Annotated in this window: 19 protein-coding genes and 2 tRNA genes; 2 read left to right on the forward strand and 19 right to left on the reverse strand. The window is 38.7% G+C overall.

The features are described 5' to 3' along the window. Positions 1 to 2: 2 nt before the first annotated feature. From ACA100_RS08020 to ttcA, 7 genes are all read right to left on the reverse strand, one after another. Positions 3 to 1,295 (reverse strand): AmpG family muropeptide MFS transporter, encoded by a 1,293-nt coding sequence (locus ACA100_RS08020; protein ID WP_481077184.1) that lies wholly within the window; start codon positions 1,293 to 1,295, stop codon positions 3 to 5. A gap of 3 nt (positions 1,296 to 1,298) precedes the next feature. Beyond that, on the reverse strand, positions 1,299 to 1,829 hold the full coding sequence (speG, locus tag ACA100_RS08025) for a spermidine N1-acetyltransferase (protein ID WP_481077185.1): 531 nt from the start codon (positions 1,827 to 1,829) through the stop codon (positions 1,299 to 1,301). A 24-nt stretch (positions 1,830 to 1,853) separates the two neighbouring features. Further along, positions 1,854 to 2,537 carry a TIGR04211 family SH3 domain-containing protein gene (locus ACA100_RS08030; RefSeq protein WP_481077186.1) on the reverse strand — a complete coding sequence of 228 codons (684 nt, stop codon included), beginning with the start codon at positions 2,535 to 2,537 and terminating at the stop codon, positions 1,854 to 1,856. Between the two features lie 142 nt (positions 2,538 to 2,679). Then, positions 2,680 to 2,756 (reverse strand) — tRNA-Ile (locus ACA100_RS08035). A gap of 7 nt (positions 2,757 to 2,763) precedes the next feature. Further along, positions 2,764 to 2,840, reverse strand: a tRNA-Val gene (locus ACA100_RS08040). Positions 2,841 to 2,912: 72 nt separating this feature from the next. Continuing rightward, positions 2,913 to 3,878: an NAD(P)H-quinone oxidoreductase gene (locus tag ACA100_RS08045; protein ID WP_481077187.1), complete on the reverse strand. Its 966-nt coding sequence runs from the start codon at positions 3,876 to 3,878 to the stop codon at positions 2,913 to 2,915. A 43-nt stretch (positions 3,879 to 3,921) separates the two neighbouring features. Next, positions 3,922 to 4,755: a tRNA 2-thiocytidine(32) synthetase TtcA gene (ttcA, locus tag ACA100_RS08050; protein ID WP_481079121.1), complete on the reverse strand. Its 834-nt coding sequence runs from the start codon at positions 4,753 to 4,755 to the stop codon at positions 3,922 to 3,924. 166 nt (positions 4,756 to 4,921) lie between these two features. On the opposite strand from ttcA, the gene ACA100_RS08055 reads away from it, so the two are divergent. Together ACA100_RS08055 and ACA100_RS08060 are read left to right on the forward strand one after the other, a co-directional pair. Next, positions 4,922 to 5,677 (forward strand): HesA/MoeB/ThiF family protein, encoded by a 756-nt coding sequence (locus tag ACA100_RS08055; protein WP_481077188.1) that lies wholly within the window; start codon positions 4,922 to 4,924, stop codon positions 5,675 to 5,677. 2 nt (positions 5,678 to 5,679) lie between these two features. Beyond that, entirely contained in the window at positions 5,680 to 7,188 is a 1,509-nt protein-coding gene (locus tag ACA100_RS08060) for a cysteine desulfurase family protein (protein WP_481077189.1), read from the forward strand. 23 nt (positions 7,189 to 7,211) lie between these two features. On the opposite strand, the gene pgsA is transcribed toward ACA100_RS08060, so the two are convergent. The 12 genes from pgsA to clpP form a co-directional block, all read right to left on the reverse strand. Then, positions 7,212 to 7,793 (reverse strand): CDP-diacylglycerol--glycerol-3-phosphate 3-phosphatidyltransferase, encoded by a 582-nt coding sequence (gene pgsA, locus ACA100_RS08065; RefSeq protein WP_481077190.1) that lies wholly within the window; start codon positions 7,791 to 7,793, stop codon positions 7,212 to 7,214. A 70-nt stretch (positions 7,794 to 7,863) separates the two neighbouring features. Then, positions 7,864 to 8,562 carry an ABC transporter permease gene (locus tag ACA100_RS08070; protein ID WP_481077191.1) on the reverse strand — a complete coding sequence of 233 codons (699 nt, stop codon included), beginning with the start codon at positions 8,560 to 8,562 and terminating at the stop codon, positions 7,864 to 7,866. Further along, entirely contained in the window at positions 8,555 to 9,283 is a 729-nt protein-coding gene (locus ACA100_RS08075) for an ABC transporter permease (protein WP_481077192.1), read from the reverse strand. The genes ACA100_RS08070 and ACA100_RS08075 overlap by 8 nt, the downstream gene beginning before the upstream one ends. Before the next feature lie 3 nt (positions 9,284 to 9,286). Beyond that, positions 9,287 to 10,936, reverse strand: coding sequence for a glutamine--tRNA ligase/YqeY domain fusion protein (locus ACA100_RS08080; RefSeq protein WP_481077193.1), 1,650 nt, complete (start codon positions 10,934 to 10,936; stop codon positions 9,287 to 9,289). Positions 10,937 to 11,083: 147 nt separating this feature from the next. After that, positions 11,084 to 14,143: an efflux RND transporter permease subunit gene (locus tag ACA100_RS08085; RefSeq protein ID WP_481077194.1), complete on the reverse strand. Its 3,060-nt coding sequence runs from the start codon at positions 14,141 to 14,143 to the stop codon at positions 11,084 to 11,086. A 15-nt stretch (positions 14,144 to 14,158) separates the two neighbouring features. Continuing rightward, positions 14,159 to 15,178 (reverse strand): efflux RND transporter periplasmic adaptor subunit, encoded by a 1,020-nt coding sequence (locus ACA100_RS08090; protein ID WP_481077195.1) that lies wholly within the window; start codon positions 15,176 to 15,178, stop codon positions 14,159 to 14,161. 145 nt (positions 15,179 to 15,323) lie between these two features. Continuing rightward, positions 15,324 to 16,631: an NCS2 family permease gene (locus ACA100_RS08095; RefSeq protein ID WP_481077196.1), complete on the reverse strand. Its 1,308-nt coding sequence runs from the start codon at positions 16,629 to 16,631 to the stop codon at positions 15,324 to 15,326. A 73-nt stretch (positions 16,632 to 16,704) separates the two neighbouring features. Next, positions 16,705 to 17,697, reverse strand: coding sequence for a TerC family protein (locus ACA100_RS08100; protein WP_481077197.1), 993 nt, complete (start codon positions 17,695 to 17,697; stop codon positions 16,705 to 16,707). Between the two features lie 12 nt (positions 17,698 to 17,709). Then, on the reverse strand, positions 17,710 to 19,272 hold the full coding sequence (gene gshA, locus ACA100_RS08105; RefSeq protein WP_481077198.1) for a glutamate--cysteine ligase: 1,563 nt from the start codon (positions 19,270 to 19,272) through the stop codon (positions 17,710 to 17,712). 11 nt (positions 19,273 to 19,283) lie between these two features. Continuing rightward, positions 19,284 to 19,931: a ribonuclease T gene (gene rnt, locus ACA100_RS08110; RefSeq protein WP_481077199.1), complete on the reverse strand. Its 648-nt coding sequence runs from the start codon at positions 19,929 to 19,931 to the stop codon at positions 19,284 to 19,286. A gap of 2 nt (positions 19,932 to 19,933) precedes the next feature. Next, positions 19,934 to 21,223 (reverse strand): ATP-dependent Clp protease ATP-binding subunit ClpX, encoded by a 1,290-nt coding sequence (gene clpX, locus ACA100_RS08115; protein WP_481077200.1) that lies wholly within the window; start codon positions 21,221 to 21,223, stop codon positions 19,934 to 19,936. 15 nt (positions 21,224 to 21,238) lie between these two features. Continuing rightward, entirely contained in the window at positions 21,239 to 21,847 is a 609-nt protein-coding gene (clpP, locus tag ACA100_RS08120; protein WP_481077201.1) for an ATP-dependent Clp endopeptidase proteolytic subunit ClpP, read from the reverse strand. Between the last annotated feature and the right edge of the window lie 158 nt (positions 21,848 to 22,005).

A 22,005-nucleotide genomic window follows, 5' to 3' on the forward strand; every position in this document is an offset into this window, starting at 1 on the left:
GTTTATTGGTTTTGTTTGGCAGTATTACTGGCTTGCAGCTGCAAAATACTTGTTTTAATCATGGTTAAAACAAATAGTGCAGGCACAAATAAAAATGCGGTGAATATAAAGAAACTCTGCCAGCCGTAATCTTCTACAGCAAAACCTGAGAATGAGCCAAATATGCGTAAAGAGAAAGCAGCTATAGCACTTAGCATTGCATATTGTGTGGCGGAATAGGAGCGGTTACATAATAGGCTCAAATATGTGATGAATACAGCACTTGCGAATCCGCCAATGAAGTTTTCTAGTGAGATGGCTAAAGTTAAAGATAAGGCTGTTGGGTAATGCAAAACTAGGATATAGCCTAAGTTGGTTAAGCCCATTAATGTGGATGACCAAATTAGCGCGCTGTATAAGCTCATGCGAGCAATAATATTTGCGGAGATGAATGCACCTAATAAAGTTGCGATTAAGCCGTAAACTTTGCTGATTAAGCCAATTTGTGCGCCTGTATAGCCCATCTCATCGTAAAATGCAGGAATTAAAACACCTGCGATGGCATCGGGCATTTTGAATAGTAAAATAAAAATTAAAATTAATAGTGCTTGTGGGCGAACGATGAAATTTTTAAAGGGGATTAGAATGTAGTCAGCCAGCGTTGAAGCAGTTGATAAAGTTTGCGTGCTTGAGGGTTCTAGATTTTTTTGTTCTTCTTTGATGAAAAGTAAAGTAATCACTGTGATGGCGCCAAAGAGTACGGATACCAGTAAAAATATAGATGACCAGGCGATATAATCGGATGCAAATAATACAGCGGCTCCCATGACTAACATGGCCATGCGATAGGTTACTTGTGATAGGCTTGAGCCATATGATTGTTCTTCATTAGAAAGCGTATCAATTCTATAAGCATCGATCACGATATCTTGGCTGGCGGATGATGCCGCCAATAATAAAATGAGTATAGATATGATACCAATATGTTCAGTGGGATTCACTGTAGACAAGGCAAAGAATATTAATGTTAAACATGTTTGAAATAGCACAATCCAGCTTTTTCGTCTGCCTAATTTATTTAATATAAAAGGGCGTTTAGCGTCTAAAAAAGGTGCCCATAGAAATTTAAAAACATAAGGTAAACCCGCTAAACTCATTAAGCCAATGCTTTTTTTATCAACACCATATTTAGAGAGCCAGTAGGTTAATGTTGATAGTGTCATTAATATTGGTAAACCTGAAGCAAAGCTTAAAAAACCTACTGCTAAGATTTTGGATGAAAAATAAGGTTTAAAACTTTGCAACAGTTGAGTCATAAATTATTGTTGTCCTTCAAAAGCCTTCATGTATTCATTTTGAAAAATACACATGCGGATAGCATTGCGATATGCACCTGCTGAGAAAAATTCATGGCGTAAAACGCCTTCAACAGAAAAACCTAATTTTGTATAGATATGAACGGCTTTTTCATTGGCTTCATCCACAACTAAATACAATTTGTACAAATTCAATGTATGGAAAGCATAATCCATGGCCAGTTTGGTTGCTGGTCTTGCGTGCCCTTTGCCTTGATGGCTAGGCGCAATGATGATTTGGAATTCAGCGCGGCGATGCGTGTAGTCAATTTCTACTAATTCAACTAGTCCAATAGGTTCTTGATCTTCCGTATTTTGTAAGATAAAACGGCGCTCACTTTTATCATGAATGTGTTTGTCGTAGAGATCAGAGAGTTCTAAAAAAGACTCATAAGGTTCTTCAAACCAATAACGCATGATGGATGCGTTATTGTCTAAATGGTGCACAAATCGAAGGTCCTCTTTCTCAAGTGGTCGAAGACTAATAGTGCTCATGTGATATTTTCCTTGTTTTATAAATTAATATCGACTCCAGTTACGCTTTTGATTGCGGTAACGAAGCAGTCTAGGCAAGATCGATGTACCTAAAACGATACCTGCAAATAGAATGCTAGCACCTTTTAGCCATTCATCGCTTCTTTTATTCTCTTTGAGTGTAAAATTTTCGCTTTTCAGTTGTTTTAATTCTAATTCTTGCTGCATATTGACTTGAGTTAATAATTGATTGTCATTATCGATATCGATAACATTTTTGTTGATTTGCTCAAGGTGAGTGACGCGATTGGTTTGCACGAGAAGCGCTTGTTCTAATTTCTTTTGATTCTCTTGTAGATTGATGATTAAATTTTCTTTTTCGGCATTATCTTTATTGAGTATTGTGATTTTTTCTTGAAGCGGTGCGTATTCTTGTTTTGCCATCTCTACAAACTCACGTGCAGCAGGATCATTCATAACAAAATTTTTATGAATCCATCCGCGTGAGTTGCTATCACCATATTGAATTTCATAATGCTGTTTACCTTCATTGAGAATTTTTATTTTTTCACCAGATGTTAACATTTTAATGATACGACTGGATTCGCTGGCAGAAGCACGTACAGGTGCTTGTAATTGATCCGTAACATATTTAACATTTTGTGCAGAAACTGTAGAGCATAAAACTGTCAATGATAACAGTGTAACAATATGGGTGCGAAAAGACATTCTATTCCTTAATATGCTTCTTTCAAAGGGATTATTATAAACATAAATGTATCAGAATGCATGTGGGAATTATGAGTTGTGATTGAGTTTTAGATGTAAAAAAAGAGCGATTAACGCTCTTTTTTCTTTGCCTAGCAATCATTGGTGGGCCTTGCTGGGCTCGAACCAGCGACCGCTCGATTATGAGTCGAGAGCTCTAACCAACTGAGCTAAAGGCCCAAATATCTGGTAGGCATAAATGGATTCGAACCATCGACCCCCACCATGTCAAGGTGGTGCTCTAACCAACTGAGCTATATGCCTATGAGTAAATAGGTGTGTGATTATATAGATTACTTATTCAAGGTGCAAGCTTTATAGGCGATAATTACACAATTAATCCAATTTGAGCATTATTTTACCAATGTGAGTGCTGGATTCCATCAATTCATGAGCTTTATCTGCTTCATGTAATGGAAATGTTGCATGGATAACAGGCTTGAAATCGCCGCTGTTTACTAAAGGTATGAATTTTTCTTTGAGCGTATCAGTCAGCTGCTCTTTGAATGTTAATTCACGTGAGCGTAAAGTGCTACCTGTTAATGTTAAGCGTTTAGTCATAATTTTTAACAGATTACATTCGACTTTAAAGCCCTTAGCTGCATTAATATAAACGAGGCGACCATCGGTATTGAGTGCGTTGATGTTTTTACCAAAATAATCACCGCCGATAATGTCTAGAATGACATCGACATCTTTCGCGTATTCTGAAAAGTCATCCGTTTTATAATTAATGACAGTTGCGCCTAAAGACTCACAAAAAGCTTTTTTATCATCACTGCCAACTGTTGTGTAGATTTTTTTTGCACCAAATAATTTTGTCAATTGGATCGCTGTGATGCCGATGCCACTTGTGCCACCGTGAACCATAAATGTTTCACCTGATTGGAATCGACAACGATCAAATACATTGCTCCAAACGGTATAAACGGTTTCGGGTAAGGATGCTGCTTCTACAAAGGATAAATGTTCAGGTTTGCGAATACATATAGAAGCAGGCGCTGCGACATATTCAGCATAGCCACCACCAGAAATGAGTGCAAAAACATCATCACCCACTTCCCATTCAGTAACTCGGCTACCAATTTTCTCAATTGTCCCCGCAACTTCTAAGCCTAAGATGTCCGCAACTACACCTTCTGGTACTGGGTAGTTGCCCTTACGTTGTGCGACATCTAATCGATTGATACCTGCAGCTTTGACTTTGATGAGTACTTCATTTTTACCAATCGTTGGCACATCGCGTTCTTCAATTTTTAAAACTGATGGCGCTCCAAATTCAGTAATAACGACAGCTTTCATGATTCCTCCTGAGATTGTTTTTCAGGAGTCAGCATAGCATAAATTATGCTAACCAATTTGTTTGACGATCATCTTCTGTTTTAGTCTCTTCTGATTTAATTGTGAATTTTTCAAAATCAAATAGTTCAGTATCTGCCAATTGTGATGGTTTGATGTTTTTGATGGATCTGAAAATATTTTCGATTCTACCAGGATATTTTTCTTCCCACTCTTGCAGCATCATCTTTGTGGTTTGACGCTGTAATCCATCTTGTGAGCCACAAAGATTGCAGGGAATGATTGGAAATTCACGGATTTCTGCGTATTTGATCAAATCTTTTTCTGAACAATATGAAAGCGGGCGGATGACAATATTATCACCATCATCGCTTTGTAATTTTGGTGGCATTGCTTTTAGTGTTGAGCCAAAGAACATGTTCATAAACATTGTTTCTACGATGTCATCACGATGATGGCCTAAAGCAATTTTGTTGAAACCTTTTTCTTTAGCATAGCTATATAAAATACCGCGGCGCAAGCGTGAGCATAAGCTGCAAGTCGTTTTGCCTTCTGGAATGAGTTCTTTCACAACAGAATATGTATCTTGTGTAATGATCTCAAAAGGTACACCGAGTTCTGTTAAGTAATTTGGCAAAACATGTTCGGGAAACCCAGGTTGTTTTTGGTCTAGATTCACAGCGAAAACTTCGAAGTTTACAGGCGCTTTCTCTTTTAGTTTTAATAAAAGATCTAATAAGGCATAAGAATCTTTCCCGCCTGATAAGCAAACCATGATGCGATCACCATCTTCGATCATTTTATAATCCATAATGGCTGTGCCAACTAAGCGGCGTAAACGTTTTTCTAATTTTTTCTGAGTAACTGATTGTGTCATGATCTACCTAAAAACAACAAAGAACTAAAAGCTGCGGAATCGGGCATTTTATCATTTTGATCTCCAAACATCATATAAATTCTCAGGAATGTTTATAGGTAAATATTTAACGAATATTAAAAGGTGATGGGTATATAATAGGGCGTTTAATTATTCTCATGTGATGCTAATGTTAAATGATGAAGCGTTGCTCCGATATTCTCGGCACATTTTATTGTCAGAGATTGATTTAGAAGGGCAAAAAAAAATTCAGCAATCTCGAGTTTTAGTGGTTGGTTGCGGTGGTTTAGGCAATGCAGTAGCGCCATTATTGGTGGCTGCAGGTGTTGGTCAGATGACATTAGTGGATTTTGATGAAGTTGATTTGTCAAATTTACAGCGTCAAATACACTTTGAAACTCAAGATATTGGTGAGAATAAAGCTGAAACACTTAAAAAGCATTTGCATAATTTAAATCCTAACGTGGCAATTCATGCAATTGCTGATAAAGCAGATGAAGCATTATTATTAGATTTAGCCAAAAATGCTGATATGATTCTGGATTGTACGGATAATTTTGCTATTCGTTTAGCGACTAATTTTGTGGCACATCATTATAAAATTCCGTTGATTTCAGGCTCTGCCATCCGTTTTGAAGGGCAATTAGTTGTTTATGACTTTAGGGATGAAAAAAGTGGCTGTTATCGTTGTTTGTTTGAAGGCTCACACAGTGGTGATGGTGCTTGCGCATTAATGGGTGTATTTTCGCCAGTTTTGCAAATGATAGGTGCAATGCAAGCTCAAGAGGCTCTGAAAATTATGTTGGGGCTCAATATTAATATCAATCAAATGAGAATTTACAACGCATTAACAGGTGACTGGCAGATGTTTAAGTTTGCTCGCAATCCAAAATGCACTGTTTGTCATGGAAAAGAGGTGAAGTAGCAATGGATCAAAAAATTATTTACTTAGATTATGCAGCCACAACGCCGCCAGCAAAGGAAGTTATAGATTCTATGATGTTGGGTTTGAATACTCTTTGGGGAAATGCCAGTAGTGAGCATATGCAAGGTTATAGTGCGCATAATCAAATAGATGAATCCTTGCAAAAAATGGCTGAATTTTTAGAGGTTGAACAAAGCTGTTTGACGTTAACAAGTGGTGCAACGGAGTCCATTAATGTGGCTTTGAAAGGTGTTATGCGTGCTCAAACTAACAAAAAACATATGATTGCGATCACAACCGAACATAAAGCAACATTGAATACCGCACAAGCATTGATACAAGAGGGTTATGATGTCACTTTCTTATCGCCTAATGAGCAGGGGAGAATTACTGCCGAGATGTTTGAAAATGCCATTACTGATGAAACAGCTATCATTACCACGCTATGGGTCAATAATGAAACGGGGGAAATTTATGATATTCCTGCCATTAGTAAAATTGCACGCAAACATAAAGTTTTATTGCATGTTGATGCAACGCAGGCTTTGCCACATTTTAAGATTGATCTATCTTTAGTAGATTTAGCGAGTTTCACAGCACATAAAATTTATGGCCCAAAAGGGATCGGTGTATTGTATAAACGAGATTTTCCAAGAATTCCAATGATTTCTGTTTTAGATGGCGCAAAAACTGAATTGGGTAATCATGTCGGAACATTGGCGAATCACCAAATTATGGGTTTGGCGACAGCAATAGGTTTGTTGTCATCACATTATGATAAAGAACAAGCACAAAATGAGCAGCGCTTGGCATATTTAATGGAGAAATTATCCCAATATGGCGTGACCAGAAATGGCGGGGAAGTGCAATTTGTACCAGCGATTATTAATCTACATGTTCCGAATGTTTATGGTGAAACTTTGATGGCTGCTGTGCCATATTTATGTTTCTCGCGTGGTTCAGCTTGTAATAGTGATGAAACATTGCCATCTCATGTATTAACTGAATTAGGCTATAACAATAAACATGGGAGAGAAAGCGTTAGAATTAGTTTGGGGCGTCAATTATTAGAGTCCGATTTTAATTTGGCGGTGCATGATCTAGCGCAAGCGATCGATCAACTACAAAAGATTGCTCGTGCAGAAAAGAGTGAATTGGTTTTGCCATCAGTAGATACACAAGGTGATATTGATCTAAAATTATTAGAAAATTCACCGTTTACGGAAACTCAATCATTTATATTGCAAAGGGATGATGTTGAGCTGAGTTTCAAGGTTGAAATTGATAATGATCATGTGAATAAACTGTCGATCGGCCTACAAGGTACACCGTATATTCTATGGTTCATGAATGCAGCGGCTCAAATTTTGCGAAGTGCATCTATCGATACATGGCAAAACTTTAGGATGGCACAAGTGTGTGAAACAATGACAGTGCCACAAAATGAATTGCGTTTAGTGATGATCATCGAAAAATTTATTCGTGATTGTGGAAAAGCAATGAAGGCGTGATGATGAGCGCCTTCATAAAATTTTTAATGGTGATTTTTCTCGCTTTTATAAGCTAGGATTAAATAATCCATCATGGAATATAGGGTTAGTAAGGATGCAACGATTAACCCTATTTCGCCAATTAAGAAGATTGGCAAACCAAAAAAATCAGATTTAAATAATAAGCAGCCAATAGAACCCATTTGGAAAGTTGTTTTCCATTTACCAATCCAAGAAACAGCTACAGAGTTTCTGCGGCCTAAAGATGCCATCCATTCGCGTAATGCAGAAATTGTGATTTCACGGCAAATGATGATGATGGTACATAGTGTGATGATTAAAGAATCTGGTGTATCCACCGCGATGATGATCAGTGCAACAGCAACAATTAGTTTATCTGCCACAGGATCTAAAAATGCACCAAATGGTGAGGATACATTGAGTTTTCGTGCTAAATAGCCATCAAAATAATCTGTCACACCTGCTAATGCAAACAATAGCCACATTAAAAAATTTTGTAATGGCATACCAAAAAAAGTGGATTTCATATCCAACAGTGCAACTAATACGAATACAGGAATAATGAAGATTCGAAATAAAGTGAGAAGATTTGGAAGATTCATCATTGCCTGTAGTCCTTTGTGTTTGCTTATACCATTATCGTTATTTTTGACGGGAAGTCAAAGCAACGTTCGTTTAATTGGCAGGTTGTAGATAGGAAAGCCAACGTTTTTCACATTTTTTGAAAATGAAAATCAACAAGAATGTGATGGCTAGATATAAACAGGCAGCAATTAAATAAGGTGTAAATTGTAAGAATGTTACATTCTTCATGCGATTTGCTGCACCCAAAATATCTAAGTTAGTCAAAGCAATAACAAATACTTGTGCTGTGCCATGAAGCATAAAGATGACTTCATTACTATATGCTGGCAGTGCACGTCTAAAGCCTGATGGAAAAATCACACGATAGAAAATTTGCCATTTACTCATGCCCATTGCGATGGCGGCTTCAATTTCGCCTTTAGGTGTATTTTTAAATGATCCTTTAAAAATCTCGATCGTATAAGCACATGTATTCATGCTGAATGCGATGATTGCACACCAGTAAGGTTGTTTGACGATGTTCCATAGCCAAGGAATTTGACGAAGTTCGGCTGAAAACTGCCCTAAACCATAGTAGAGTAGATAGATCTGGATTAATAATGGCGTGCCTCTAAAGAAATAGCTGAATGATGCAACTGGTGTTGAAATCAACGGATTTCTAGATAAGGCAGCAAATGCTAAAGGCAGTGCGAAAATTAAACCGATCAGAGAGGATATAAAAGTTAGCTGCAATGTCACCCAAACGCCGTTGGCAAATAGTGGTGCATAATCTGTAAATAGACTATTCATAGTATGCTCCCATGACAACGCCTTTAGAAAAACGTTTTTCTAACCATTTAACCACAACGATTGATACGGAAGTTAATACAAGATAACCAATTGCAACAGTAATTAAAAATGTGAAAGGTGCTCTGACAGATTGTCCGCCTTTTAAAGCAATGGAGACAAAATCAGGTAAACCAATCAAGGAGATTAACGCGGTTGCCTTGAGTAATACTAGCCAGTTGTTGTTTAATCCAGGTAAAGCAAAGCGAATGGCTTGAGGGATCACAATTTTGAATGATACGCGCGCAGGAGACATGCCTAATGCTAATGCTGATTCTCGTTGGCCTTTCGGAACAGACAATAATGCACCACGGAAACTCTCTGCCATAAATGCACCGAACATAAAGCCGATGGTCGCAACACCTGCCACAAATGGACTGATATCGATTCGGCTAAGGCCCATGGATTCTGTGATCTTGTTTAATAGTGTCTGCATGCCGAAATAGAACAAGAAGATCAAAACAATATCAGGGATGCCACGGATAATGGTTGTGTAAGCGGTGACTGTACCACGAATAAATTTAGATTGGCTAAATGAGCCTAGTGCTGCCAAAATTCCTAGGATCACTGCGACAATTAGGGATAGGATCCCAAGTTCTATTGTGAGAATAAAACCTTCCCACAATATCTGTTTATAGAGCAATACCAATTGGAATTGCTCTGTTACTGCGTTAAAAAATGACATTGGTTATTTTCCGAAGCTGTCTTTTAATGTTACGACTCGATTGAAAACCAATGAATCTTCTTTACGATCGCGTGCAAAATAGCCTTCACGCTCAAATTGATAGGCGACTTCCGCGGGTGCATCACTCAATACAGGTTCCACTTTTGCATTTTTGATGATCAATGAATCAGGATTCACATAATCAAAAATTTCACCATCTTCACGATCAGGATGTGGCACTGTGAATAATCTTTCATAGCAGTTTACTTTTGCGTCCACTGCATCTTTCGCAGAAACCCAATGAATAACGCCGCGTGCTTTGATCCCTTCAGCATTTTTACCTAAAGTATCTGGTACGATTTCAGCGATGACTTCTGTGATATTGCCATCGGCATCTGCTTTGTAATCTGTTGCTTTGATAATGTAAGCACCACGCAAACGAACATAATCACCTAAGATTAAACGCTTGAATTTTTTATCTTCAGTCGATAATACAAAGTCGGCTTTATCAATGTATAAAGTCTGAGAGAAAGGCGTTGTGCGCTTGCCTAACTCTTCATTCTTAGGATGGTTTGGTAGTTGTAAATCCAAGTGCTCATTGAAGTTTGTCAATGTCACTAAAATTGGATCTAAAACAGCCATGCGGCGCTCTGCTTTTTCATCCAAAATATCACGCATACATTGATCAAATTGCTCCATTTCGATGGAGTTTTCTGATTTAGTGACACCAATGCGCTCACAGAATAAATGGATAGCTTCTGGTGGGCAACCACGGCGACGTAAGCCAGAAACTGTTGGCATACGAGGATCATCCCAGCCATTCACTGTGCCAGATGTCACTAATTGCGTTAATTTGCGTTTAGATGTGATGGCGTATTGCAAGCTTAAACGCGAGAATTCATATTGATGAGGTTTTTTCTCAATATCACAATGATCAATACACCAATCATATAATGGGCGGTGATCTTCAAATTCTAATGTACAAATTGAATGTGTAATGCCTTCAAAAGCATCGCCCAATGCATGTGCAAAGTCATACATAGGATAAATGCACCAATCTGTACCTGTTTGGTGATGTTCAACGTGGCGGATACGGTACAAAGCAGGATCACGCAAATTCATATTTGGGGATGCCATATCAATTTTTGCACGCAAAATCTTAGAGCCATCAGGGAATTCGCCTTTTTTCATGCGCTCTAAAAGATCTAAGTTTTCTTCGATTGAGCGTTCACGGTAAGGTGAATTTTGACCAGGTTCAGTTAAAGTGCCGCGCATTGCACGCAATTCTTCAGCAGAAGAATCATCTACATATGCCAAACCTTTTTTGATTAATAAGATAGCTTTATCATAAAAGCGCTGGAAATAATCAGAAGCATAGCACTCTTCTGTCCATTTAAAGCCCAACCACTCAACATCAGCCTTTATGGCAGAAACGAACTCTTGTTCTTCTTTGCACGGATTCGTATCATCAAAACGTAAGTTACATTGGCCCTGATAATCTTGAGCGATACCAAAGTTTAAACAAATTGATTTTGCATGCCCAATGTGAAGGTAGCCATTCGGTTCTGGTGGAAAACGAGTATGGACTTCAGATGGGCTTTTATACTTACCAGTACTTAAATCGTTGTCAATGATTTGACGGATAAAGTTGGTACGAATCACTTCTTCTGACATGAGTTCCCTTTAGTAGATAAAACTTATCGATAAACTGTGGAATTCTAGCATGTTTGGTTTTCATTTACGAGATTAAGATCAAGAAAGCTTAAAGCATAAAAATAGCCTCGGTTTTGAGGCTATTTTGTATGATAAAGATAATGTTATTTATTCATGATTAAAATTAATGAGCTTTTTATGGCGGCTCAGCAATAGATACATTGAAGGCACGATGAATACAGTGAGTAATGTTCCCAAACATAATCCACCAACAATTACCCAGCCAATGGTTGAGCGTGATTCGGCGCCAGCACCAGTTGCTAAAGCTAATGGAATAGAGCCTAAAACCATTGCGCCTGTTGTCATTAAAATTGGTCGTAAACGCAAGCTTGCAGATTCAATGATTGCAGTAAATTTATCTTTACCTGCATCTTGTAATTGATTAGCAAATTCCACTAATAGAATCCCATGCTTAGTGATTAAGCCAACTAAAGTGACAAGTCCAATTTGGCTATAAATATTCATGCTATTGCCTGTTAAATAAAGAGCGAGCAGGGCGCCTAATGCTGCCAAAGGTACAGATAGCAAAATGATGAAAGGATCAATCCATGATTCAAATTGTGCTGCCATTACTAAATAGATGAATAGCAATGCCAATAGGAATATTGCAATCATAGCATTGCCTGAGCTCTTAAATTCACGTGCACCGCCTGTGTAATCAAGCATTGTATCTGGCATAACATCGCGAATAGCATTTTCGACAATATTAATCCCTTCACCTTGAGAAACGCCTGCCACTAAATTGGCAGAAATCGTGACGGATCTTAATTTGTTAAAGTGATAGAGATTTTGTGGTGCAACAGTTTCACGAATGGTGACAAAATTAGACAGTGGTATCATTTGGTTTTTGTCAGAGCGCACATAAATATTTTTGAGATTGCTTGGTTCATTGCGATTGGTGGGATCCACTTGAACCAATACATCATATTGTTCTGAACCTTCTTTAAAACGTGTAATATTTCGTCCGCTTAAGGCTGTTTCTAAAGCGCGGCCAACAGCATTCACATCAATGCCTAAAAGTGCGAGTTTCTCACGATCCACATCTACTTCTAATTGTGGTGTATTCAAACGAAGATTATTGTCTGGTGTGACCAACCTAGGATCATTGTTTAATATTTCCATAATCTGTGTGACATTTTTATCCAGCTCTTCAAATGAGGCTGTCGAACGAATGACAACTTCAACTTCTTTAGCACGGCTATCTTGTCCTAAAGATTGTGGGTTACTGGCGAAAACACGTAATCCTAATGCGATATTCTGTAGCTTTTGATTGAGTTTTTGGACGATGGACATTTGCGATTCATCGCGAAGATCCCAATCTTGTAGAGTAATGTTGCCGATGCCACCAGCTGCAACGCCAGAAACTACAAAAACAGTGGCATCTGGTAACTCATTTAATAATAGATCTTCCACTTCTGTAAAATAGCGATCTGTAAAGTCAACGGTTGCGCCTTCTGGCGTGATGGCTGTAATGCGGATAAAGCCGCGATCCTCCGTTGGTGCCAACATTTGTGGTAATTGTGAATAGAGAAAATAGCTGGCGCCCAGTGTTAAAATCATGCCGCCAATGATTAATAAAGGCTTTGGCAAAACCCAGCGCAGTAATTTTGTATAACCATTGGTAAATGATGTAAACATATTTTCAATGGCATTGAAAAGTTTGCCTTTTTTTTCATCGTGTTTTAATAGGCGAGAACACATCATGGGGGAAAGCGTTAATGCCGTAAAACCTGAGATAATCACCGCAATTGAAAGCGTGACAGCAAATTCTATGAAGAGTTTACCAATACGGCCTTCAGTGAAAGTGAGCGGTAGAAATACAGCTGCTAATGTAATTGTCATGGCAATGATGGCAAGGCCAATCTCTTTTGAGCCGACAAAAGCTGCTTGAATGGGTGATAATCCTGCTTCGATGTGCCTATGAATGTTTTCTAACATGACAATGGCATCGTCCACCACTAAGCCGATGGCCAATACAAAGGCAAGCATGGTTAAAGTATTGATGGAATATCCGAGTAAATACATTGCAAATAGTGTGCCCACTAATGCAATGGGGACTGTTACCATCGGTACAATGGTTGCGCGCCAATCTCGCAAAAAGAAGAAGATGATGATGCCAACAAAGATTAGTGCTTCTACGATTGTTGAATAGACGGATTGTAGAGATTTGTTGATGAAAATAGAGTTGTCTGAACTGATTTCTAAATGGACATCTGGTGGTAACGTCTCTTGTAATGAAGGTAAAACATCTCTCACAGCTGAAGAAATGGTCAGAGGATTGGCGATGGATTGTTTAATCACCGCTACACCAACGCCGCGTTTTCCGTTCATTCTTGGGCGTGATGTTTCCTCTATTCCACCAAGTTCAACATTGGCTAAATCACCTAAGCGAACAATGTGTTGATTGCCTGTGCCACCATGATTGGTGGTTTTAATGATAATATTACTGAACTCGTCGACTGTATTAAGGTCGGTTTGGGCAACAATCGCTAGTTCTCTTGCATTACTTTTGATGCTACCTGCAGGGATTTCTACGTTTTGTGCGCGAAGCGCTGCCTCAATATCTGTGATGGCAATGTCAAAGGCAGACATTTTCTCTGGATCGAGCCAAACACGCATGACAGGATCGCGTCCGCCCCAAATTTCTAGCGTTGAAATGCCTTCTAATAGTTCAATTTGCGGTTTGATATTATTTTCAACTATTTTGGTTAAGTCGATGGAGGATAATTTATCGCTCGTGAGCGTCAGGATCATCACTGGATCAGAATCGGAATCACTTTTATTGATAATGGGTTCATCTACATCATCTGGTAGTCGATATTTAGCGCGAGAAACTCTGTCGCGCACATCATTAGCAGCTTCTTCAATATTCTTATTAGGTTGGAATGAAATGTTGACAAAAGACATGCCGCGGCGAGACATTGAAGTCATATAATCAATGCCATCAATGCTTGTGACAGCATCTTCAATGGCTTTAGTGACTTGTGTTTCGATAATTTCAGGGCTTGCGCCGCTGTAAGTTGTGCGAATACTGATAACAGGTAGATCGATATTGGGATATTCGCGAATGCTCATGCGCGTTAAGCCCACAAGTCCTAATAAAATGATCAGAATATTTAAAACAATAGCAAAAACGGGGCGTTTGATGGAGATATCAGAAATTCTCATAATGATGCTCCAGTGCTATTTAGGTTCAATAGGATGGATAATAGAACCATCATTTATACGCGCTTGACCAACTTTCACCACTTGATCGCCGTTTTTTAAGCCATGAATGATTTCTACCGCATAGCTTGACCGATCACCTAAGATCACTTCTGTGAGTTTTGCAATGTATTGATCATTGTCTTTTACGACACGGTAGACATATTGTTTGCCCTCAGAGGAAAAGATGGCTTCTTCAGGCACAATGATCACGTTGTAACCCAATGGAATTTCTAGGGAAATTCTTGTGAACATGCCAGGTAATAAGCCTTGATCTTGGTTGTCATATAAAGCGCGAACAATTAAAGATCTGCCTTCTTGCTCAATTTCAGGGCTTAATGCATAGATTTCACCTGTAAATTTCTTTTTAGGGAAGTTATCAACGGAAAATTGTAGAGGCTGCTCGATTTCTACGGTATGAGCCAAGCGTTCAGGTAAGCTGAACTCCAATTTGAGTTTTTCAGTATTAACAATGGTTGTCAGATCATTGCCTGTTTGTACATAGCTACCAGCATATTGATTGATTAATCCCATTTTTCCTTTAAATGGTGCGGTTAAAGTTGTGTGATCCACTTCAATCTGTGCCATTTCAAGATCGGCTTCTGCTTGTAGTTTTGCAGTTTTGGCCGCATCTAATTGTTGTGCGCTTGCGCTACCACGAGAAGCTTCTAGTCTTTTAAGATTTTGTTGTGCATTGATGAGGTTTGCTTGAGCATTTTTTAGCTTGGCATTGGCAAGGCGATCATCAAAATTAATGAGTGCATCACCTTTTTGCACCATTGCACCTTCTTTAAAGTTAATCGATGTGATTTTTCCTGATAACTCTGGGCGAAGAATGACTCGCTCAAAAGGTAGTAATGTGCCAACAGCATGGATATATTCTTGCTTGGGAATTTCTTGTGTATCAGACACTTCTACATTAATTGTTTTTGCATTCGTTATGGATAGGGTGAAGCAAGTTAATAATGTTATGAGCAAGTTTTTTTTGTAGTTGTGCATTGTTGATCCATGTATACATGATTAATGTTCGTCATTGTAAAGGATCAGTTGAAAAAAGCTTCATGTATTTGTCAGGATATTGTAAAGGATATAAAAAATCCCGCCAAATTTAGCGGGATTGAGAGATTAATCTGTAAATTTAAGATCAATGGCCCATGTTCGATAAAATGAATTTCACCAAGAATAAGATCGCAATGATGTAAGTTGCAGGGTGAACCTCTTTGAATTTACCTGTAAATACCTTCAATACAACGTAGCTGATGAATGCGAAAGCAAAGCCATTGGCAATTGAGTATGTGAAAGCCATTGTGAAAGCCATTAATGCAGCAGGAATTGCATTGGTTAAGTCATCCCACTCAACTTCTGTTAATTCACGCAACATGATACAAGCCAAGTAGATCAATGCTGGAGCAGTTGCATAAGCAGGTACAGCCGTTAACAGTGGAGAGAAGAATAAAGCTGCTAAGAATAATAAGCCAACTGTTGCACTTGTTAAGCCTGTGCGGCCGCCCGCTTGTACACCTGATGCACTTTCAACATAAGCAGTGACAGAGCTTGTACCCAACATACTGCCTGCTAAGATTGATGTGCTATCCGCAAATAGTGCGCGAGAAAAACGTTTTTTATTTTCTGGAGATGTGTCATCCAAGATGTGAGCGCGTTTTGCAACGCCGATTAATACGCCAGTTGCATCGAATAATTCCACCAATACTAACGTTAAGATAATTTGTAAGAATCCAGCTTCCAATACTTTGCTGAAATCAATCTGGAAAAATGTTGGTGCGATTGATGGTGGCATAGAAACAACGCCAGTGAATACAGTGTTACCAGTTAAAATGCTTAGTACTGAAACGGCTAAGATGCCAATTAAGATTGCGCCTTTAACTTTCAATGCATCCAATACCGCGATGATTAAGAAGCCTAATACGCAAAACAGTGTGGAGGCATTTGCCAATGAACCGAGCTGTACTAGCGTTGCAGGATTGTCAACCACTAAGCCTGAAGTTTGTAAGCCGATGAATGCTAAGAATAAACCAATGCCCGCAGCGATGGATGCTCGCAAAGATTTTGGAATGCCTTCAATGATCCAAGTTCGCAGTCCCGTGGCGGTTAAGATTAAAAAGATGACGCCAGATACAAATACACCGCCTAAAGCTTGTTGCCATGTGAAGCCCATTGTTGCAACGATTGTGAAAGCGAAGAAAGCATTTAAACCCATGCCAGGTGCTACAGCAATAGGATAGTTTGCCAAGAAAGCCATGATGAATGTGCCGAGTGCAGCTGCAATACATGTTGCCACAAAGACCGAGCCTTTATCCATGCCAGTACTAGATAAAATAATCGGATTGACAAAGATGATATAAGACATTGCTAAGAATGTCGTCATACCGCCTATAGCTTCTGTTTGAACATTGGTTTTATGTTCTTTCAGCTTAAATAATCGCTCTAACATTGGAAAACTCCTAGAAATAATACAGTTTTGAATTTAAAAAGCCTCATCTACATTTGTAGTGAGGCTTGTTTTTTTATTGTGCTTTTGGTTTGGATGCTAGGGATACTAATACTGAACCTACTAACACAACTAATACCACTGAAAGAGAAATGATGGTTGGGATGTGGTAGTCAAAGGCAAGTAGTAACATTTTACAACCAATGAATACTAAAATTGTTGCCAATCCATATTGCAAGAAGGCAAAGCGATCTGCCATATCTGCTAATAAGAAATACATTGCACGTAAGCCTAAGATTGCAAATACGTTAGATGTCATTACGATGAATGGGTCTTTTGTGATTGCAAAAATTGCGGGCACAGAGTCAACGGCAAAAATAATGTCAGAGATTGTGATGACAATCAGCGTCAATAATAATGGCGTGCCATAACGAACGCCATTTTGCACTGTGAAAAAGTGCTCAGCATCTAATTTATCTGTGAATTTCATTTTAGTTTTTATGAAACGAATGAACCATTTTTGGTTTAGATCTTCCGCTTCATCATGCTTTTTAAACATTGTGATCCCTGTGTAAACCAAGAATGCACCAAAGACATATAAAATCCATTCAAATTGAGCAATTAATGTCGCACCGATCAATACCATGATCACGCGAAGTATGATCGCTGCAAATATTCCGTAAACCAATACACGGCGTTGGAATTTAGCTGGGATCTTAAAGAAACTGAAAATTAATAAGAATACGAAAATATTATCAATGGAGAGTGATTTCTCTAGGACATAACCTGTTAAGTAGTCCATGGATGCTTCTACCGCCATTGCTTGTTGCGCTTCAGCAGTCAAATTAAGTTCTGGGAAATCGCCGTGAGCCAAATACCAATATAACCAAACATTAAATAATAAGGCAATTGTGACCCAAACAAATGTCCACATTAATGCTTCTTTAACGCTAACTTTATGATCGCCTGTTTGTTTTAAGGCAAACATATCGATAGCGATCATGATCAATACGGCAATAGTGAAAACGGTATATAAAAACGGAGAACCGATAGGAGGAAGAGGTGTCATTTACAAAATTTCCTAGATGGACTTAAAATAGTTCGACAAATATTCGTCAAAATCCACTTGAGGTTCTGCCTCTAAGTCTTTTTGACGAGTGATGCTTTGCTGAGCTAGCATTTTGAATGCTTCACGTTGTTGTTCTGATAAAACTGAATCAGAGAGATAATGATTTTTGTATTCAAGTGCTTTGCCAATACAGTACTCATTATATTGAACAGATGAAGCTGTCAGCTCACTAATTATTTTAGCAGATGGTGTTAAATTGCTATCAACAATCATCGATTTTAATGGTGCAATTGTTGCGCTATATTCAGGCCCGAGAATATTAGCGATTGGCAGAACCCACTCCAATATTGCATCCAATAATTCTGTTAAGGATTGTTCTTGATTGCGTATATTTAAAGTTAGCCCCGCTGTTCTACCTTTTGCTGCAATCAATGCAAGATTTTTCTGATTTTGTTCGTATTCAGCCTTACATAAAGGATCGGCATCTGAAAGCAAGCAGGTTGTTAAGAAAGCCTGCAAGAAGCGAATGGTTTCAATCGAAATGCCTGTAGGGATTGTTGGCATGATGTCAACAGAGCGTAATTCTACATAGCCTATGCCGCGCTGCTTTAATGCAGATAGTAAAGTTTCACCAGATTTTAAAACTTGTTTCGGGCGAATGCTTGCATAATATTCATTTTCGATTTGTAGAATATGGTTATTGATTTGTTGATATTCACCATCTTTCTTAATCGGAATGTGAGAGACTTTGTCGCACGGCGTTGAAATGGCGTGTTCAATGTTAGCAATGTAATCTTCCAGTGAGTTGAACGATACGCTGAATTTACATTTATTATTGCTATAACCAATGTCAGACAAACGCAGGGAAGTGCTCTCTTTGATATAGACGGTTTCATCATCAAATCTCTCAAATTGATGATGATTGTTGTCTGACAAGAAGCTTTTTGGCATGATTGGCGATGCACCAAAGAAATAAGGCACTAAAAAGCCAAAGCGAGAAACAGAACGCATTAAATGTAAATAGCGTTCTGATTTAAAGTCCGCAAGAGATTGTTGGTTATTTGTGGCTGCTTGTAGCGCAAGGAAAAACTCATCACTTAGCGAAAAATTAAAGTGAATGCCCGCGATGGATTGCATCATTTTGCCGTAACGATGAGATAAGCCTGTGCGGTACAGAGTTTTCATTTTTGCGGCATTGGATGTGCCATATTGTGCAATCGGAATGTCATCGACGTTGTTAATCAGTGGCGGCATAGAATCTGGCCAAATCAACTCATCGCCAAGATTTTCAGATGTAAAGGCTTGGATTTCGTCTAAAGCTTGATACAACTCTTCAGGCGAATGATAAACATTGGTGACGAACTCTAAAAGATTTTCTGCAAAATCTGTGGTGATATTGGCATGTGTTAATGCAGATCCCAGTACTTTGGGATGCGGTGTTTGGCTCAAGCGGCCATTTTGGTTAACACGTAAACCTTCTCTCTCTAATCCCATTGAAACATTTCGGATTAAACAGGCATCCTCGCCTAAAGCTTCGAGATTAGACTCGACAGAGTTCATCAACTGTTTAAACATAATCAATCCTTTTAAAGAACTGGCTGTTGTAGATCAAAGCCAACATGCGTTTGCCACATGTTTAATATTTTACAAAATAGTTCTGCTGTCTGTTGTGTGTCATATAATGCTGAATGCGCGCCTTCCGCATCCCACTTCATGCCTGCTGCAATGGCGGATTTTGCCAAAACCGTTTGGCCGAAAGCCAAAGCGCTTAAACTTGCTGTATCCAACACAGAAAAAGGGTGAAATGGTGCGCGTTTAATGTCACATCTTTCAATGGCTGCATTAACAAATGCTAAATCAAAGTGTGCATTGTGTCCAACTAAAATTGCACGTGTACAACCTTGTTTTCTAACCTCTTCGCGGACAGCTGCAAATACCTTTTGCATTGCTTCTTTTTCAGAAATTGCCATGCGAAATGGGTTGTCAAGTTTAATGCCATTGATCTTCATGGATTCAGGGTTAATGCCCAAGTTTGGTGCAGGCTCAATATTTGCAGATACGTGATGGCTAGTTGTCAGCATTCCATCTTTATCAATGTCCAAAAATACAGCGGCTATTTCTAGCAAGGCATCTTTTTTTGGGTTAAGACCACCAGTCTCAACATCAATAACAACGGGTAGAAAGCCCCTAAAGCGAAGAGACATTAGGGGGATGTTCGTTAACTGATCACTCATGACTATTGTGCGGCCTTTGTGCGTTTAGTTTTACGCTTAGTAGTTGATGCGGATGATTCTTTGGTTTTATATTCGAGTAATGGTGCTGCTTTTTCTATAATCTGTGGGCGATCAATGATCACTTTAGCAACATTTTCCTCGGATGGCACTTCAAACATTGTATCTAATAATGTAGATTCAATGATGCTGCGTAGCCCTCGTGCACCCAATTTACGTTGAATTGCTAACTCGGCAATCGCTTTTAAACCTGCTTCTGTGAAGCTTAATTCCACATCATCAGTTTCAAATAGATACTCAAATTGTTTGATGATGGCATTTTTAGGTTGAGTCAGAATATTGATCAATGCTTCTTCATCTAACTCTTCTAATGTTGCGATCACAGGTAAACGGCCAATGAACTCAGGGATTAAACCATATTTAGTTAAATCTTCTGCTTCCACTTGTGCAAACAATTCAGATAAATTGCGTTTTTCTTCTGACTCTTTCAATGCTGCCGTAAAGCCAATGCCGCCTTTATTTTGACGCATGCTGATGATTTTTTCTAAGCCAGAGAATGCGCCGCCACAAATGAATAGGATGTTACGTGTATCAACATTGATTAATTCCGCATTAGGATGTTTGCGTCCACCTTGTGGCGAAACGGCAGCAACCGTGCCTTCAATGATTTTCAATAAAGCTTGCTGTACACCTTCGCCTGAAACATCGCGAGTAATGGAAGGATTATCGCTGCGGCGAGTGATTTTATCAATCTCATCCACGTAGATAATACCTGTTTGAGCGCGTTCTACGTCAAAGTCTGCATTTTGTAATAGACGTTGAACGATATTTTCAACATCTTCACCCACATAACCTGCTTCTGTTAAAGTTGTCGCATCTGCAATGGCAAATGGAACATTGAGCATTTTTGCCAATGTTTCTGCGAGTAATGTTTTACCAGAGCCCGTTGGGCCAATTAATAAAATGTTACTTTTAGTTAATTCAACATCGCTACGCACAGTCTTAGATTCAAGGCGTTTATAGTGATTATAAACAGCAACACTTAATGTCTTTTTAGCTAAATCTTGGCCAACAACATATTCATTCAAAGCCTCATAAAGTTCTTTGGGCTTTGGTAATGGTTTTTTTTGATACTCTTCAGCAAATTCTTCTGTGATGAGCTCGCCGCACAAATGAATACATTCATTGCAGATATAAACACTTGGACCAGCAATTAATTTCAATACTTCATCTTGTGATTTGTCACAAAATGAGCAACGCAATACTTTTCCTTTTTTCTTCGGAGAGTCTGTCATATTTTGATCTTTTAATTAACGGTGAGAAACAACAGAGTCGATAAGACCATATTTTTGAGCTTCTTCTGCACTCATAAAATTATCACGATCTGTATCTTTCACGATTTTCTTCAATGGCTGCTTAGTATGGTGCGCCATAATCTTATTTAAGCGGTCTTTAATGTACAGCATCTCTTTTGTATGAATCTCGATGTCTGTTGCTTGACCTTGATAGCCACCCAATGGTTGGTGAATCATTACGCGAGAATTAGGTAATGATAAACGCTTGCCTTCAGCACCTGCTGCCAATAAAAATGCACCCATGCTACAAGCTTGACCAATCACCATTGTTGAAACATCTGGTTTAATGAATTGCATTGTGTCATAGATCGCCATGCCAGCTGTTACAGAGCCACCAGGGGAATTGATGTATAAATGAATGTCACGATCAGGGTTTTCTGCTTCTAAAAAGAGCATTTGTGCTACGATTACGTTTGCGCTGTAATCATCGACAGGGCCACACAAAAAGATCACTCGATCTTTCAATAAACGTGAATAGATATCGAATGAGCGTTCGCCACGAGCTGTTTGCTCGACAACCATAGGCACAAGATTAAGGTTATGAATCTCGTTGTTAAAAGACATTAGAATCCTCATGACCAATTTAAAATTAAGCCACTAATTCTATCAGAAACCTTTGTAAAATCCTATGGCAATTATTCCCCGTTAGATTTATTTGAATCATTACATTTATTAAGATTATTTTCGGTATAGTGTTAGGCTTGTTGTTGAATATTGTGACA

Source organism: Wohlfahrtiimonas sp. XWW7 (assembly GCF_056716055.1).